Here is a 17,295-nt window from a genome sequence, read left to right as displayed (position 1 = left end):
AGTTAAATAAAAGTAGTCACGAACCGCAGGGTCGGTTCCGCTGAGTGGTGCCCCCGGCTGATCAACTCGACTTCCAACTTGACAATACGATGTACGTCATCTTAACCAACCAACCATTCGTTACTTGCAATGATGCGATTTTTCTGCCATCGAACAGGACGCGAAGTTTGCGTCTGCTACGCAATGCACTGGATGATCATTTTGGGCAATTAACCTTGCTGGCTCCGACCATCGTCTCGACCGGCGAAAACAATCTCAACTCCACGTTGGATCGCGACGAAGGAGGCTGGAACCGCTTTGATCCCAGCGCGGAAAACATTCGCATTGAGCCTGCCTTTACGCATCAGAATATGCCACATCTCGCGAACACGGATCATCACGCGGATTGGCGAACGGCATTGCGAACCTACACGCAGAGAGGTTGCGTGTTGCAAGCTGAAATTCATGCGACATCGGATTCCGTGATCGCCAATGAAACACTTCAAGCAAAGGGAATAGCGACGCCGATCGTCTTGGTTCATTCCGATGAATCGTCTTGGGGTCCCGACAAATCGTCCTGGAGGCAATCAATCGAGACTCGAAAACCGGTGGCCTGTCCTCACGTTGCTCCTCATCCCTTCGAGCGACGTCAATTCCGTCGCCGCTGTGAACGACTCGCAAAGCATGCGGAGCTAAGCCTATTTAGCAGCGAAGATTCACTGCGTCAGTATTCCAAGTTCGCCCACAACCCTCGATTTTTCTACGAGCCTACGCTGTGCAATGCGGACGTGATCAGCGAAGCCGAGCTTTTAAAACGCCTCCAAGGCGATCGGCCTGAGCAACCGCTCCGACTCGTTTGTTACGCGCCACTCGAGCCTAAATACGGCGTCAATTTCAGCATTGCGATTATTCGTTATGCACGTAACCTCGGTGCGAATATCCGTTTGGACCTCTATGGCCGAGGCGTGCAACGATCCGAACTCCAATATCAGATTGCCAAGCTCGGATTAACCAATGTGGTTCAATTCCAAGATTCAAGATCGGATCATGTTGAATCCGTGCCACGCCCATTTCAATACGATGCCGTTTTATTGACCCCCATTGTGAATTGCAACATTCAACCGTTTTTGTCTTGCTACTCATCTGGGCTGCCCATTCTCGGTTTCGACCAAGCCAGTATCCAGAGTCGATTAGCGGAGGATCAAACGGGAGTGATTTTGCCTAAAAACGATCTCGAACGATCGGGACGACGGCTCGCGGAACTGGAATTGCAACGTGGTCAATTGGTTGAAATTTCATTGAATGCTCGCCGTGCTGCCTCCAAATACAGCTTAGAGAGCTGGTACGCGCAGCGTGCCGAATGGACGTTCCATGCAATCTCTCGCCCTCGACTGCGAACGCCATCGTCCGACGCGGCACCGCGAACGACATCGGTCCCCCCGGGGCATCCCACCATCGGTGCCATCAGCGGACCAAGAATTTGAGCGACTCCATGAAACTGCGAGTGCCAGCCTTTCCGCTGGCGATTTGACCGCACCCTTGAATCAATGTCTTCCCGATGAACATCGTCACCATCATCGTCAATTACCAAACGGCAACCTTAGCCGTTAACTGTCTCGAATCGCTTGCGCCGATCGCATGTGAGTCTCATCATTTTTCGGTAGAGTTGCTCGACGCCGACTCGGGTGACGACTCCGTTTGTGTGCTCGCCAACGCGATCCAACAGCGTGGTTGGCAATCCTGGGTTCGCTTGACGGCGTTGTCCGAGAACCGAGGATTTGCGGCTGCGAATAATGTGGGGATTGCCGCTGCCTTGTCACGCCCGCAGCGTCCCGACGCGGTGTGGTTGTTAAATCCCGACACGATCGTGCTTCCGGGTGCCCTCACCCCTTTGCTGGAAACGCTTCAATCCCATCCGTCGGCGGGAATCGTGGGCAGCCGACTGCAGTGTCGCGATGGCGAATTACAATCCTCGGCATTCCGTTTCCCCCACATCCGCAGTGAATTGATTGACGCGTGGCGTTTTTCCATCGTTAACCGGATGTTAAAGGACCATGAAGTGGCGTTGAAACCGTGCTCTCACGCCTGTGAAGTCGACTGGGTTTCCGGAGCAAGCTTCTTAATTCGCAGCGAGGTTTTTGAACAGATCGGCATGCTCGACGATGGCTATTTCATGTACTACGAGGAGGTTGACTTTTGTCACCGCGCCAAGCAAGCAGGGTTCACGACGTGGTGCCAACCGGAAAGCCGAGTCATTCACCTTGTTGGACAATCTTCGGGCGTCACGGGCGAGCAAGCGATCCTCAGGCAACGCCCCCGATATTGGTTTGATTCTCGACGCCGTTATTTCTTTTCCAAACATGGTTCCCTACGAACGGGGATCGCGGACGCCGTCTGGCTGAGCGGACGCGCATGCTGGATCGTTCGCGCAACCCTCCAGCGTAAACCGGTGGAAGATCCTCCCAAGCTGTGGAGAGACTTTCTATGCAACAGCGTCTTTGTTCGTGGGTTAAGCCGATGACCGATGCGACCCAAGAGCAATGCCAAGCGGTGCGGATTGCGTACTTGGTCAACCAATACCCGGCGATCAGCGGCACGTTTATTCGCCGCGAGATTCATGCCTTAGAGAAACTTGGGCATCGCGTGTTTCGCTATGGGCTGCGCCGTCCCACCGTGGCGGTGGTCGACCCGATCGACCAACGCGAGGAAACGCTATCGAACTACGTCCTCGATTTATCGCACTTCGCACTCGTCGCATCGTTGGTTTGGGTCGGGCTGCGAAATCCGCTGCGTTTCCTCAGGGCATTTCGATTGGCGTTCTCCTTTTATCGCTGTGGCGGTTCCTTTTTTCGTCAGATGATCTATCTCGTCGAAGCGACCGTGATCCGGCAATGGACCGATCGCGACAACATCTCGCATCTTCACGCTCATTTCGGCACCAACTCGGCGACCGTCGCAACGCTTTGCCGTGTCTTGGGTGGGCCCAAATTTAGCTTTACCGTTCACGGCCCCGAGGAGTTTGATCGACCGCTCCAACTGGGGCTGGGTCAAAAGATTTCACACGCTGAATTTGTCGTCGGAGTCAGTCATTTTGGACGCAGCCAATTGTTGCGGTGGGTCGGCTACGCGGATTGGTCCAAAGTCAAAGTCGTCCGTTGTGGTCTCGATGAAAGCTACTTCCATTGTCCCCTCTCGCCGCCTCCCGAGGAACCGCGTTTGTTAGCAATTGGGCGACTCCATGAGCAAAAAGGAATGCCGCTATTGATTCAAGCCGCTGCGAAACTTGATCGCGAAGGGGTTGAATTCCAATTGACGATTGTCGGCGATGGCTCATTGCGACCGGTACTCGAAACGTTGATTGCCGAGCATCAGCTTCAATCGAAAGTCACCCTCGTCGGCTGGAGAACGGGCGTGCAGGTTCAATCGCATCTACTGGCCAGCCGGGTGTTGGTGATGCCTAGTTTCGCCGAAGGCTTGCCGGTGGCGTGCATGGAATCACTCGCCTTGGGGCGTCCCGTCATTGCGACCTCGATTGCGGGGGTTCCCGAATTGATTCGCAGCGGCGTGAGCGGCTGGCTGATTCCCGCCGGATCCGCAGCAGCTTTAAGCCGGGCGATGAAAAAGGCCATCGACGCTCCGCTGGACCAACTCGTCCGGCTAGGAGCGACGGGGGCGGCGCGGGTGCGAAAACGCCATGACGCTCACCACGAAGCCAAAAAACTATCGAATTTATTCCTTCAGCTCACCGCGAATACGCATCACGCAGCGACGACGAACGATGACAACCGAATCCCGACACCTACGGTTACGAACGTTGACAAGGATGAAGTGGTGTTCGCTTCGCCAAGTTAAGTCGATCAAGGCGCAGCCTCGCGCTAAGCCGATCATTGCATCCGAACACTCCAAAACATTTCAACCGCTTACTCAACAACTCGCTACGGCGATTGAGTGATGTACGCAAGTCAAAACCATACCCCGAGGCGTCCGTTTTAAAGTTGCGTTACAGCCGTTTTCACCACCAAATCATAACCCGAAGCGTCAGCGAGGGACCGAGTACACGACAGACATTCCCTCACTTACACGCCGGGTTATGAAATATCCACGCTAACACAAAGCAGCATGCAGCGAGTCCCATCGTGAAGTTCGTTTAAAACCAAACGCCCTTTGATTTCCCCGTTTGCCGGTTACAGCGATGACTAGATCGAATCCTGTCAACTACGATTTCTTTTTCACAACCGGAATGACGTCGGTCGAAGGCATCGATTTTTATCAGCATGCCAAGCGCGCACTCGATTTTTTGATTGCCGGGACCGCGTTGTTTTTCAGTTGGCCCCTCTTTCTATTGGTTGCGTTGGCGATTAAGTGGGAAGATGGCGGCAACGTTTTCTATTGGTCCCAACGTGTCGGACGAGGCGGTCGTTGTTTTGAATGTTTGAAGTTTCGCTCAATGGTCGTGAACGCTGAAATGCAAAAGAATGATATCCGCAAGTTAAACAAGCATGCCGACGAGCGCACGTTTAAGTTACAACACGATCCACGAATCACTTGGCTAGGCCGCTGGATTCGCCGCTACAGCATTGATGAACTACCCCAATTTTGGAATGTGTTGCGGGGCGACATGAGCGTTGTCGGCCCTCGCCCAACCCTGCCCGAAGAAGTCGATCGCTACAGCCCATTGGATTACAGCCGCTTCGATGTGCTTCCCGGTCTGACGTGTATCTGGCAAGTCTCCGGACGCGGCGACGTCCCCTTTGATCAACAGATCATGATGGATTTGGAATACATCCGCCGGCGAAGTTTCTGGCTCGACATCACTTTGATTTTCAGAACCATCCCCGTGGTCATTAGCGGCAAGGGGGCTTATTGACCATTCGCGTCGCCGACGCATGGAATAGGCGATGGGAATATCTTTCTTCCTAGCATCGGTTTCCGGTTCCGCGCATCGCAACTCTGCTGCACCATTTACATCCATGGAGGTGGATCGATTGTTTTCTGATCTTGGCGTTGTCGCGATCGGGCGCAACGAAGGCCCGCGTTTAAAGGCGTGTTTAAAATCCGCGTTGCATGATTCCGCTCATCTCGTCTACGTCGATTCGGGCTCGACCGACGACAGTGTATCAATGGCGATCGAGCTTGGCGCCGATGTCGTCTCCCTCGATCGGTCCCGCCCCTTTTCGGCGGCTCGCGGTCGCAACGCCGGCTTTCAACGGCTAATGCAAATCACTCCAGAGTTGCGGTTTGTCCAGTTTGTCGACGGCGATTGCGAAATTGCGGAGGGTTGGCTGCAACAAGCTCGTGCGGCTCTCCTTTCCAATCCTCAAACCGCAGCGGTTTGTGGACGGCGACGTGAACGGTATCCCGAAGCCAGTATATTCAACCAGATATGCGATATCGAATGGGATACGCCCATCGGCGAAACACGTGTGTGTGGTGGGGATGCAATGTTTCGCTGCGACGTCGTTCATGATGTCGGCGGCTACAAGGACGATGTCATTGCAGGTGAAGATTATGAAATTTGCGTGCGAATTCGACAGCGGGGTTGGAAGCTGCAACGGCTCGACCACGAGATGACGATGCACGACGTCAACATGCATAAATTATCTCAGTGGTGGAAGCGTGCCGTGCGCTGTGGTCACGCCTTCGCAGAGGGCTTTGCAATGCACGGCCGTGCCCCGGAACGGCACTTTGCTAAACCGCTGCGCAGCGTCGTTTTTTGGGGAGGCATCCTGCCGCTGTTGGCAATCGTCCTCTGCTGGCCCACTCACTTCATCAGCCTGGGTGTGCTTGCCTTGGCGTACGCGCTGTTGTGGCTCAAAGCGACCCGTGCGATCCGCCGACGCGGCAGACCCACGTCTCTATCGATGATCTACGCCGCGAGTTGCGTCGGATCCAAGTTGCCCGAATGCATCGGGGCGAGCCAGTACGTGTGGCGACAACTCACACGCACGTCTCCCCAAATCATCGAGTACAAGTAAACACACAGCCATTCGGCAACGTTAGCCGCATGGCGTTAATTGTGGTACTCGCGGCAATGGTGGCTACCCCGAAATTATCGCCACAGCGGCAGCGCGGGCAAAGCGGCCACGCCCGTTGTGGCCGGAGGCAATGCTCCGCTGTAACCTCCATTCGGGGCTGGATACAACTCGTTCGTCCGCAGCCCCACTTGACTCGTCGAGCGACGTGGCGGGTCACTTGTCATCCGCCCGAGTGACGACGCCGCGATTCGCGGTGGAGCGTAGACCGCAGGCCCCTGAGCGATTTGGGTCGCTGGTGCCGGGATTACCGGTGCCTTGAATGCTTCGACGCGAGTGTTCGAATCGAGCGGACGCAAACGCGACGCGATCGCCTCCGCGTTGCTAGTCGCAGGAGTCTGTTGCGGAGCGACACGGCCGACCACTTCGTAGTCCACTTTTTGTTCGCGTTCCATCCGCACCAATCGCTGTGGAACCTCTACGGTTCGCTTTTCGGCGATCCACTCGGTGCGGGTGTTCGTACGATGCACGACTTCGTTGCGGCTTTCCCAGCGTGTTTGCGGAACGGAATGATAAGCGACGGTGGGCTGGCGAAACGGATTCCAACGGCCTTCCAAACGGGGTTGCCACTCGTATTGCACGATGGGCGTGTAAACGGTTCGCGCTTCCGGTTTGGTTTCGGTTACCGTTTGCGGACGGTAGATCGTTTGTTCGCGTTGCTCGGTTTTGGTTTCAACGACCGGGCGTTCGATGGTTTTGGTGACTTGGCGATAGACGATGCCAGTCTGAGGATCGGTGTAGTAGCCTGGAGACGATTGTGCCACACCCGTAGACTGCGCCAAAAGCACAGACGAGCTGGTACAACTGAAAACTGCGATCGTCGAAAACGTTGCACAAAAGTGAGCAACCGGTTGGACGAATCGCGAGCGAGCTCGCGACTTCATGGCAATCCTCCGCCGTAGTCAGAATCAAGAAAAGAACGAAATTCGTTAAGCCAGCCTGAAAGGGAAGATCAAAGATCCTTTGATCAACACATGTTCAGCATCCTGCTGAATCAGTCAAGCTCTCCCTTAGTTTCGGAAACTCAACACTTCAATGCTGAGCCAAATCAAATGATTGACCCAAATTTAGTGTCCCTGCTTCGCTGTCCCCTCAGCGGCGGGACACTTCAAGTTGCCCAAGCTTCCATGGTCGAGAAAATCAACGCGGCGATCTCGCGCGGGGAGCTCCGCGACCGGCAAGACCAACGAATCACCGAAGCCATTGACCTGGGGTTGGTTACCACCACCGGCGACTTGATCTATCCCATTCGGGACGGGATCGTGTGCATGGTGGTCGACGAAGCAATTGTTTTGCCAGCAAAAATGAGATAGTGGCACACGTCCGAGCAGGGCTCGCGTCTTCTTCCGCCGCGCTCAAGATTTTCCAGCGCGCTGAAAACCACTCGCGATTACCTCGAGCGGGGCATCCGCGGTGACGCTTTTCGGCCGCAGCGGCTCGATTACCACTCGGGATTTTCATCGCTGCGAGGATCGCCGCACCATTTTGCTAGCGCAGCGACGGTGGCGTCGCGTTCGGCGGCACTGGTCCACAACGAATCGTCAACATCGAGTCGTACTTCATAGTCTCCCTCGTGCATGCAGTCCGGTTCCCCACAAAAGTGAGGGATCTCGCTAACCCAAACGATGCGATACAGAGGGACATGTTTGTCGTCAATTTTGATAATCGGTGATTCCATCGTACTGATTCTTCTTAAGGCATAGGTATTTTCAACAGACGCCGCCTTCTTGATGACCGACATTCACTGTGTGAACGTGGTCATGAACGCTGATTTCGCAACATCCGCAGCGGCACTTCATTTTGAGACGTGGTTTGATCCTTGCTCAATCTTTGGCAAGTTCGCGACTCCGCTGTGCTGATGCCGCGACGGCGTCGATCATCGTTGCTCGCAACCCATTTTGCTCGAGGACTCGGATCGCGGCAATCGTTGTACCAGCGGGGCTGGCAACCGAATCCTTCAACTCGCCAGGGTGGCGGCCTGTTTCCGCGATCATTTGTGCGGTCCCCAAGACCGTTTGAGTCGCCAATTTCATCGCCAACGGTCGGGGCAATCCGGCGAAAACGCCGCCATCGGCGAGCGCTTCGATGATCAAACAAACATAGGCGGGCCCCGATCCGCTGAGCCCCGTCACCCCATCCATTTGGGATTCGGAGACGGCAAACGCCATCCCCACGCTGCTCAATACGGTCATAATCTGGGCTTCGTCGTCACTGGAAACCTCATCGGCAACGCAGTACGCGCATGCTCCTTGACCAACCAGACAGGGGGTATTTGGCATCACACGGACGACACGTCGATGTCCAATCCACCCGCAAAGCGTCTCCAGCATCACCCCGGCGGCAATCGAAACGACCAATTTCCCGTCCCAGAAGTGCTCCGCTTGCTTAGCGACGTTGCCCAAGACCTTGGGTTTGACGGCCAAAACAACCAGATCCGCACCTTGGACTGACGATTCTAAGTCCTGTGATATCAATACATTCGGTCGATTTTCTTGCCACCATTGGCGACTCGTTGCATTGTGATCGACGATGGTGACATTCGCATCGAGGACCACTTTATTGTCGAGCATGCCGCCCACGAGAGCTCGCCCCATTTGGCCGCCACCGATGACGGTGATACGCTGATTGTCCATTATTTCTCCTAAGTAGACCCACTGTTTGGCTGTTTGCCTGCCATCTCAATTGACCCTCTGGGTGGCCGCATCTAAATTGATCGGTTTTTCCGATCGCGGAAAGACCACCAAAATTAGCCTAAAATCGATTCCACACGACATTAAGCGAGCGGACGTGTCCCCTATTACCCAACGCGCCGAAAATATCGGAGACTTTACCTTGGAAGAAGCGATCGCAAAAGCGAACACCCTGATCGAAGCCATGGGGTGGATTCGTCAATTCCGTGGAAAAACGACGGTGATCAAGTTGGGCGGCAGCATTCTGGACGATACCCAAGCATTGATGCACATCTTGTTGGATGTCATTTTCATGGAGTCGGTCGGCATGAACCCGGTGTTGGTGCATGGCGGCGGGAAAGCGATCAATCGGGAATTGGCCGAAGCGGGGATCCAACCCCATTTCGTTCGCGGACGCCGCGTGACGGACCAAGCGACACTCAACGTCGTCGAAAAAGTATTGGCTGGCGATCTGAACGTCTTCTTGACCGAAGAGATGGAGCGTTTGGGAGGGCGGGCGATGAACCTCTCGTTCCTAACCACCAACGTGCTGTTCGGGCAAAAGCTTGCCGAGCGCCCCGATGAAGACCTCGGGTTCGTCGGCGAAGTGACGCGTGTCGATCGCAACGTGATCGAAGGCTTGTCGTACACCGATCAAGTCCCCGTGATCCCGTCGATGTGCGAAGGCGACGATGGCCAACACTACAACGTGAACGCCGATACCGCGGCGATGGCAGTAGCCCAATCGCTGGGAGCAGAAAAATTAGTCTTTTTGTCAGACGTCAACGGTGTTCGACGCGATAAAGAAGATCCCGACACCATTATTCATTCGCTCTCTTCGGCCGAAGCGAGAGAATTGATTGAGAGCGGTGTGATCGATGCTGGCATGATCCCCAAAGTCGAAGCGTGTTTGGAAACCCTTGGGCGAGGCGTCGGCAAAGTGCACATCATTGATGGTAAACTACGCCATTCGCTGCTACTGGAAATCTTCACCACTCAAGGTGTGGGAACCGAAATCCATCTCTAAGCGTCGTCCGATTGAGAGTGATTGCGATTCGGTCTCAGGCACAAAACGAACGTGCAGCAATCCAACCCCTCCGTTTTCAAGAAGCCGACCGAGACTCCGCAACACCGCACGAACGCTTTAATAAAGCACAGCAACGGCGTCCCTGACAAACGATGACAGGGGTTGGCCGTTGCTTTCTCTTTTCATTTATTCTTCTTCAAGGCATCCCATGAGCGAACCCTCCAAGTCCAATGGACAGGCGCCAATCGATGGCATTCGGCGCGTCGATGCGTTGGGGCATCCGTGGGTGGATGCCTTGGCGGGGCGGGCAAGCGCGGTCGGTTTCAGTTGCCCCACAGTGATCGACGCCATCTCACAGTCCGCCCATGTGTATCTGGGGGACGCCTCGGCGGCGCTGGACATTGCCGACAATCAGGTGGCCGACAACAAAGCGGCCGACGATGAACCAACCGAGTTGGCGAGTGCGTTAGCGTCGTTGTTGGAATCGTCCGGTAACAGCGATTCGATCGCTGCCGATTCGCTGCTATTGTTCCCTGCGGCCGATCTGGCAATCGAAGCGATGATTGCATTCGCTCGAAAACGCAATTCTGAAGCGAGTTATCGAACGATTGCAATCGCCGGCAGCGATCATGGCCGCACCGCATTGTGTCGCTCCGCCAGCGGTCAACCGCATTTGCATTCCGGCTTTGGACCGATGGTCGCAGGTTTTGATCACGTCAAGCCAAACGACTTGAAAGCACTCGAAGCGGCAATCGATGATTCCACCGCATCGGTTTTGCTCTCGCCCGTCAACCTCGCCAATGGAGCTCGCTCGATCGATGGCGACTATCTCCGTGGCGTTCGCCAGCTTTGCGACCAACACGATCTCGTGTTGTTGATGGACGAAGCTCGCTTGTGTTTCGGTGCCACCGGTTCGTGTTTTACCTTCGCTTCGCTCGCAGATGTAGCTGTCGATGGCATCGTGGTGGCGGGCGGATTGTTCGCCGGCTTGCCAGGCGGGATGTTGATTGCCTCGGAACGCTTGACCGGGCGGCCGATCCATCAATCCACGGACTATCCGATCCAGTCCAACGTCGTGACTGCGATGCTGCAAGCCCTTGGACGACTTGAATTGCCTGGTGCCGCGAGCGAGTTGGGTCAAGAATTTGCCGTCGCGGTTGCCGAGGCAATCGCTGGCTTTGAGTTCATTCGCGACATTCATGTCACCGGCATGACCCTTGGCATCGAGACGGATTTGGCAGCCGCCGAGATCGTCAGCGTCGCGGCAACGAACGGTCTACGCATCGAAGCCTCCGGCGAAGCCGCGATCCTACTACAACCTTCGCTCAACCTAAGTCCCGAAGACCGAGAATCACTACTCAGCCTTCTGCTGGAAACCATGAATGCGATTGAGCAGCGTTCCAAGGATTTAGCCGTTTAACGTCACGATCCACCGCGTTTCCGTTTATAAAATCATCCGCTACGAAAACTAACACAACGATGAGGCCGTTGCCATGCAACACCTACGAAGTCTATTCGATATCGAAGTTCACGAATTACAACGCATTCTCGCGGCATCCTTGTCGTTGAAACAACGGTTGGCTGCGGGTGAACGTCCACCGATATTGGAACGTCGTGTGATCGCATTGCTGTTTCAGAAACCGAGTCTACGCACGCGTGTCAGCTTCGAAACGGGTATGGCACAACTGGGCGGCACCAGCCTGTTTCTGGGTGAAGAAGTCGGCTGGGGAAAACGCGAATCTCCGGTCGACTTTACCAAAGTGCTTGGCCAATTTGTGGATGCCGTGGTTTGCCGTGCCAAGAAACATGAACACGTTGAACTGTTAGCGGGTTTCAATGCGATGCCCGTGATCAACGGCTTGACCGATCTATGTCATCCTTGCCAAGCGATGGCCGATGTCTTGACCGTGCGTGAATCGTTGGGCGGCTACAAGGACAAACACATCGTCTTTGTTGGCGACGGCAATAACGTGGCCCAGTCCGTCGCGCTGTGCACGGCAATGCTCGACATGCGTTTCACCTTGGTGTGTCCGCCTGGTTACGAGATGGACTCCGATTGGCTGCGCCGCATTGCCGACCGCTACCCCAAAGCCATCATCGAATCCGCAACCGACCCGCATCGGGCGGTGGCCGATGCCGACGCGATCTATACCGATGTTTGGACGAGCATGGGTCAGGAAGCGGAAATGGCGGCCCGCCGCGCTGCGTTTGCCAATTTCCAAGTCAACGAACAATTGATGGCCAGCGCCCCGAGCCACGCCCGCGTGCTGCACTGTTTGCCTGCCGTGCGAGGCGAAGAGATCACCGACGCGGTCATCGACAGCAAACAAAGTGACGTCATCCGCCAAGCCGGCAACCGGATGCATGCCCAGAAAGGGCTGCTCGTTTGGCTGCTCAATCGCAAGTGGATCGACGACCATGTCCAAGTGGACCAAAGCCTCTAAGCGGCCGACGCGATTTATCGTTCACCCTGATCCGCTCGCCCCATCGGTAACGCCCCCATCGGTAACGCCCCCATCGGTAACGCCCCCATCGGTAACGACAATGCGTTGGACGAGGGGAGGAGGGTGCAAACGACTCGGCCATCATTCTTTTTTTACTTCCACCGAATCCACGGTAACTCTCGATGCCCGCCACCCCTCGCCCCGCAGACCAACTTCGCAACGTCCAAATCGAACTGGGCTACATTCCGTCGAACCCTGCGAGCGTCTTGTATCGATGCGAAGGCACGATCGTGTTGTGCACCGCATCGCTCGCAGCCTCGGTTCCCCCCTGGCTTGCCGGCAAGGGCAAAGGCTGGGTCACGGCCGAGTACAACATGCTGCCGGGCAGCACCACGCCACGGAAACCGCGTGACCGTGGCGGCAAAATCGACGGCCGAACCACCGAGATCCAGCGTTTGATCGGACGCAGTCTGCGTGCGGTCGTCGATTTGGTCAAACTTGGCGAACGCTCGATCACCGTGGACTGTGACGTGTTGCAGGCCGACGGAGGAACGCGCACCGCCGCGATCACCGGCGGATTCATCGCACTGGCCAAAGCGATCCAGATCGCCGTTCCGGGAAGCCGCATCGGTGACGGCCCGATTCGTGATAGTATCGCCGCAATCAGCGCCGGAATCGTCAACGACGTCGCCCACTTGGACCTCGATTACCAATTGGATTCCGCTGCGGATGTCGACATGAACGTCGTCATGACCGGTTCGGGCAAGTTTGTCGAGATCCAAGGCACAGGCGAAGAGGCGACGTTTGACGATGATCAACTCGCCGATCTGTTGCGATTGGCCAAGCAAGGCATCCGAGAACTCACGACAAAACAACTCCAATCCCTCTCGTAGACCGCGACGAGAAAGGCAGCACGCGTTCGATGGCAAAGCTCTACTTTTATTTTTCCGCGATGAATGCTGGGAAATCGACTGTCCTGCTGCAAGCAAGCTACAACTATCGCGAGCGTGGGATGAATACGATGATCCTGCTGCCCGAAATGGATACTCGTTTCGCAGCCGGCAAAGTCACCTCCCGTATCGGCCTCAGCTCGGAGGCCATCACGTTCAATCAATCCGACAATCTGTTTTCCGTCGTCCACAAGGAGCATGACGCCAAATCGATTCACGCCGTGTTTGTGGACGAAGCCCAATTTTTGACCCAATTACAAGTGCGTCAATTGAGCGATGTGTGCGACACGCTCGACATTCCCGTGATGACCTATGGCTTGAGAACCGACTTTCAAGGCCACTTGTTCGAAGGCAGCGAGCACCTCTTGGCCTGGTCCGATACATTGTCCGAGATCAGGACGATTTGCCACTGTGGACGTAAAGCGACGATGGTGCTTCGCATGGATGCCAAAGGCCAACCCGTCAAAGATGGTCGGCAAATCCAAATCGGCGGCAACGAGCGTTACGTGTCGGTGTGCCGGCAACACTTCAAGGACGGCATGTCGGTTCGTCGCGATGACGAATTACCGCTGCTGTAGCACGCATTGCGAGCCTAGCACGCGGCTACACCCCCACGAGCCACGGACCTGATAACGAACGGGCCTGATAACGAACGGGCCTAATAACGAACGGGCCTAATAACGAGCGTGGATCTCAAAGGACGCTCGTGACCCGCTCCCTAATTATCAGGCGGTGACGACGAAGGCGGTTCAAAGTTGAACTCTTGCCACTTCACGGCCTTGTCCATCGGCTCAATCCGCATCACGAGATGACCGTCTTGGTACAAGCGGACGGTACCGGTGGATTGGCTGACGACGACCGCGATCGCTTTGGTCTTGCGTGAAATCGCTGCGGCGGCCCAGTGCCGGGCCCCCAACCCTTTGCTCATCGTGAGGTCTTCGTGCGAGACCTCGAGCATTTGCCGACTCTTTTCGATCACCCCATCACTGGCGATGATAAACGCGCCGTCGAGCTGAGCGACTTCCTTGGCATCTTCTTGGACCTTGCGGTCGAGCAAATTACGTTGTTTGCGGTTGTAACCACGGAAGGGATCGACCCCGCTGTCATTCGCATGCTCGATCACTTTGCGAGTGTCGCCGACGACAAACAGCGTGCCCACCGGCTTTCCTTCGCGGCCTTCGCGGCCGATCTGTGCCGCCAAATCGATCACCGCCTTGATCGTCTTCAACGGGACTCGGCTCTCGAGCATCTGCAGATCGCGGCTGGTCAATTGCCGCATTCGCTCGTCGAGTTGTAGATGGCTGATCGAGTCGAGTCGTCCGTGCTGAAAACCGCTATACAGGGCCACCACCTCGCCATTGGTGCGAATCAACTCATCGGCGGCCGCTTCGAGCAAGGCGTGTTGAAGACGCTCGAGCAGCGGAGCCTTTTCTTTGTTGAGGGCCAGCGGTTTGAGCCCCGCTTCGGAGGCTCCCTCGAGATCATGCGCTGAATCCACCGCGACAATAAAGGGTTTGTCGAGCGGCTGAGCCATCTCGGAGATACGTTTCCAGTCGGTCGATCCATCTAAAAGCAGCAGCAACGCATCGGCGCCTCGATCACGAAAAAGATCGATCGCCGCGCGAATCATGGCCGCGTTATGTTTCGTCAGACGTTGTGTCGCCATTGCAGGGCGCACTCGACAGGGTGAGGGTGATTCAAACTGGGTAATATGACAAAGAGAATCAAAGTATTAGCGAAGCGGCGGAAACCGGCAACCAGATCAGCCGCTAAATCTGCGTTTTATGCCCGAACCGCACTATCGCTGCAGCGTTCGGGCTCCGCTGGCGATGGCCGGGGTTTGCCACGCCGGTCCGCTGCGATAGGTCCGTTGGTAGTACATCGCCAGTGCTCGCAGTGCATGTCCCTTGGGACCGATCTGCCAATCGTGTTTCGGCTCGTTGTACATCGAGGCCAACAGATAGCGGACCGCACGCACCAACCGCGGATCTTGCAACTGCGAATCCGGCAACGTCGTCAACATCCACTCGACCATGTGCCCCGTCGTTTGCACCTTGCGGTCCATTTTCCCATTGTCTTCACGCCCTTCGAACCAATTCGTGCTCATCGATCCATCGCGATTCTGCAGCGAGAAGGCATATTCGATGAAATCGTTGGTAAAGACTTCGGCCCGAGCCCATTGCCCCGTAATCGGCCGCCCCTCGGCGCGACGCTTTCGCAATGCATGGGAGAATCCCATCAAGCGGTGCGTTCCTCCACACGCGGCACCCACAATCGGCTGGGACAACTCTTCGCGAATCAATCGCTCGAAATCCCAGCGACTTCCGTCCGAGGCAAGCCAACTCGCGTCGGTATCGAGATAGTGGGAAAGTCCAATCAAGGTGAAGGTCAATTCGGCGCCACTTTTACAATCCGCCATCTCGCGTTTGACGACATCACGCACCGAGTACTTGGTGGTCCCCACGTACAACGGATATTCAATCGGTACATCGCACAACGAGAACACACACAGCATCTGAGCTTGATGACCCTGTAACCCCACTCCACTTCTGACATGGATGCCATCGCGATCCGTCTCGATCAAGCGTTGTCCACGACAAGCGTTGTTGCCCGCAATCCAAGCGATGGCGTTGAAATGTTGCCGTTCGGCAACGATCTTGGTATCGACGCCGTAGACCATGATCGAATGCAACATTCCCCAGTTGCTTCGCTGGTTGGCGATCTCGGGATTTCGGTAGTAGTTGACCAAGCACCGCTGCATCACCGGCTTCATCTTGGCAACCGAAGCGGAAAGCTTCAACGGTCCGGTTGGCATGCCAACGTAGTCAAGGGAAACCGGTTCACGATCACCCAACGACTCGTCAGCCGGCGGTTCACCCGCGAATTGATCTCCCACCGAGTTGGAGCGACGACGCGGCAATGACGCGTCCGCAGCCTCGCTGGCCTCTCGCTGCCTCGGAGCAGGCTCGAGACGGAAGCCACCCGGTGACGCCGGATCAATGGTCACGGAACGCAATTTTCGCTGAACCGGTTTTGCGTTTCGCAGATGCTCGGCAAAGCTTGAATCGAGTTCAGCGTCCTCATGCGGTGCGTCGGCGATCTCCGAATCTTCGATGTCAAATCGCTCCTGAACTTCCATCGTCTCGTCGCTTGAGTTCGATGGAGGCGAGCTACGCTCGGAATCTTCCCAATTCGTCGAGTTTTCAGCCTGCGAATCCTTCACCGACCGATGTGACTCATTCACCGTTGGATCGGAGAGGGGCACCAACTTTGGACGCACCTCCACGCCACGGTTGAACGACTTGGCAGTAACCTCGGGCTTGGCAGCGACCTCGGGCTTGGGCGTGACCTCAGGCTCAGGCGTGAGCTCGGGCTCACGAGCAACCTCAGGCTCAGGCATGAGCTCGGGCGTAACCTCCGACGTCGTCTTGCGTGGCGATGCAGGAGCGAGCGTTGGTCTCGATTGCCCTTGAGCCCTGAGGGCGCGGCCCAGCGATCGTGGCACCCAGTTGTCATCGTCGCGCTCATCGTGCTGCAACACCGACGCGCCCTTGTGCGCGTAAACATCGACCGGGGCCGCATCGACAGTGCCGATATCGAGAGGCGTCGCGTCACTCTGCTCATCGCGACTCAGCGGAACATTTGCGAGCGAGTCCTTCATCGATGGCGGGTCGGAAACACGAGGCCGATTCGGTGGTGGCGTCGGCAGCATGCTCGCCCCTGCGTCCTGCTTGGACTCGGGCTTCTTGCTCAAAACATCAAGCAACCATGGACGCCGGGCAATCTGAGCCTCCGCGGCAGTTTCCAACGCGGGAGCCAACACGACCTCGTCGCCCCCAATCGCGAATTGCGAGCACGACAAAGCTAGCAAACAACTCAGTGAAGTCCGCGATCGAGGATAACGTTTCATTTTTTGCACAAAGGACTCCAGAACGCGGGTAAACCTAGAGTGTGCTATCGGAAGTTCTCTGTTGCGAGTTTACTTAGATCACAAGCAACTCCCTCGACGGCGGAAGATCTTTCGAGGGGTACGCAAACCGCACCTCAGCGCAAAGTCCAATCGAGGGTTTATTGGCCCAAGAATGAGTGAATTTTCTTAAAGTAGCGACCGTGTGAATGGGTGCCATGAAAGCGTCGATTCACAATGCAATCATTTATTTCACCCCGCATCAACGCCGTCGTTTTCACTCTGGG

16 protein-coding genes are annotated in these 17,295 nt (G+C 55.9%); 11 read left to right on the top strand and 5 right to left on the bottom strand.

From position 1 onward, the window contains the following. Positions 1 to 89: 89 nt before the first annotated feature. From Pla52o_RS08675 to Pla52o_RS08655, 5 genes are all read left to right on the top strand, one after another. Positions 90 to 1,463, top strand: coding sequence for a glycosyltransferase (locus Pla52o_RS08675; protein ID WP_146594229.1), 1,374 nt, complete (start codon positions 90 to 92; stop codon positions 1,461 to 1,463). A gap of 74 nt (positions 1,464 to 1,537) precedes the next feature. Continuing rightward, positions 1,538 to 2,500 carry a glycosyltransferase family 2 protein gene (locus Pla52o_RS08670; protein WP_146594228.1) on the top strand — a complete coding sequence of 321 codons (963 nt, stop codon included), beginning with the start codon at positions 1,538 to 1,540 and terminating at the stop codon, positions 2,498 to 2,500. Continuing rightward, positions 2,464 to 3,831, top strand: a complete 1,368-nt coding sequence (locus Pla52o_RS08665; RefSeq protein ID WP_197169113.1) for a glycosyltransferase — start codon at positions 2,464 to 2,466, stop codon at positions 3,829 to 3,831. The genes Pla52o_RS08670 and Pla52o_RS08665 overlap by 37 nt, the downstream gene beginning before the upstream one ends. Positions 3,832 to 4,171: 340 nt before the next feature. Continuing rightward, on the top strand, positions 4,172 to 4,846 hold the full coding sequence (locus Pla52o_RS08660; RefSeq protein ID WP_146594227.1) for a sugar transferase: 675 nt from the start codon (positions 4,172 to 4,174) through the stop codon (positions 4,844 to 4,846). Positions 4,847 to 4,964: 118 nt separating this feature from the next. Beyond that, positions 4,965 to 5,954, top strand: coding sequence for a glycosyltransferase (locus tag Pla52o_RS08655; RefSeq protein ID WP_197169112.1), 990 nt, complete (start codon positions 4,965 to 4,967; stop codon positions 5,952 to 5,954). 74 nt (positions 5,955 to 6,028) lie between these two features. Here Pla52o_RS08655 and Pla52o_RS08650 read toward each other — a convergent pair whose 3' ends face one another. Then, positions 6,029 to 6,775 (bottom strand): hypothetical protein, encoded by a 747-nt coding sequence (locus Pla52o_RS08650; protein WP_231612198.1) that lies wholly within the window; start codon positions 6,773 to 6,775, stop codon positions 6,029 to 6,031. Positions 6,776 to 7,063: 288 nt separating this feature from the next. Here Pla52o_RS08650 and Pla52o_RS08645 point away from each other — a divergent pair, with 288 nt between their 5' ends. After that, entirely contained in the window at positions 7,064 to 7,324 is a 261-nt protein-coding gene (locus Pla52o_RS08645; RefSeq protein WP_146594225.1) for a Trm112 family protein, read from the top strand. 128 nt (positions 7,325 to 7,452) lie between these two features. Here Pla52o_RS08645 and Pla52o_RS08640 read toward each other — a convergent pair whose 3' ends face one another. Next, a complete protein-coding gene (locus tag Pla52o_RS08640) occupies positions 7,453 to 7,689 on the bottom strand; it encodes a hypothetical protein (protein ID WP_146594224.1) in 237 nt (78 codons plus the stop codon). Positions 7,690 to 7,834: 145 nt separating this feature from the next. Continuing rightward, entirely contained in the window at positions 7,835 to 8,644 is an 810-nt protein-coding gene (gene proC / locus Pla52o_RS08635) for a pyrroline-5-carboxylate reductase (RefSeq protein WP_146594223.1), read from the bottom strand. Positions 8,645 to 8,843: 199 nt separating this feature from the next. On the opposite strand from proC, the gene argB reads away from it, so the two are divergent. The 5 genes from argB (at position 8,844) to Pla52o_RS08610 (ending at position 13,679) form a co-directional block, all read left to right on the top strand. Next, positions 8,844 to 9,707: an acetylglutamate kinase gene (argB, locus tag Pla52o_RS08630; protein WP_146594629.1), complete on the top strand. Its 864-nt coding sequence runs from the start codon at positions 8,844 to 8,846 to the stop codon at positions 9,705 to 9,707. Between the two features lie 208 nt (positions 9,708 to 9,915). Next, positions 9,916 to 11,127: an aminotransferase class III-fold pyridoxal phosphate-dependent enzyme gene (locus Pla52o_RS08625; RefSeq protein ID WP_146594222.1), complete on the top strand. Its 1,212-nt coding sequence runs from the start codon at positions 9,916 to 9,918 to the stop codon at positions 11,125 to 11,127. A gap of 73 nt (positions 11,128 to 11,200) precedes the next feature. Further along, positions 11,201 to 12,151: an ornithine carbamoyltransferase gene (argF, locus tag Pla52o_RS08620; protein ID WP_146594221.1), complete on the top strand. Its 951-nt coding sequence runs from the start codon at positions 11,201 to 11,203 to the stop codon at positions 12,149 to 12,151. A 182-nt stretch (positions 12,152 to 12,333) separates the two neighbouring features. After that, on the top strand, positions 12,334 to 13,044 hold the full coding sequence (rph, locus tag Pla52o_RS08615) for a ribonuclease PH (protein WP_146594220.1): 711 nt from the start codon (positions 12,334 to 12,336) through the stop codon (positions 13,042 to 13,044). 29 nt (positions 13,045 to 13,073) lie between these two features. Next, positions 13,074 to 13,679 carry a thymidine kinase gene (locus Pla52o_RS08610; protein WP_146594219.1) on the top strand — a complete coding sequence of 202 codons (606 nt, stop codon included), beginning with the start codon at positions 13,074 to 13,076 and terminating at the stop codon, positions 13,677 to 13,679. 140 nt (positions 13,680 to 13,819) lie between these two features. Here Pla52o_RS08610 and Pla52o_RS08605 read toward each other — a convergent pair whose 3' ends face one another. Together Pla52o_RS08605 and Pla52o_RS08600 are read right to left on the bottom strand one after the other, a co-directional pair. Beyond that, a complete protein-coding gene (locus tag Pla52o_RS08605) occupies positions 13,820 to 14,767 on the bottom strand; it encodes a DNA integrity scanning protein DisA nucleotide-binding domain protein (protein WP_146594218.1) in 948 nt (315 codons plus the stop codon). A 132-nt stretch (positions 14,768 to 14,899) separates the two neighbouring features. After that, positions 14,900 to 16,963 (bottom strand): hypothetical protein, encoded by a 2,064-nt coding sequence (locus tag Pla52o_RS08600; protein ID WP_146594217.1) that lies wholly within the window; start codon positions 16,961 to 16,963, stop codon positions 14,900 to 14,902. Between the last annotated feature and the right edge of the window lie 332 nt (positions 16,964 to 17,295).

Source organism: Novipirellula galeiformis, from assembly GCF_007860095.1.
In the GTDB taxonomy this organism is placed as follows: Bacteria; Planctomycetota; Planctomycetia; order Pirellulales; family Pirellulaceae; genus Novipirellula; species Novipirellula galeiformis.
The sequence above is the reverse complement of the archived record's forward strand: the minus strand, read 5'-3'. Positions and strand labels throughout refer to the sequence as shown.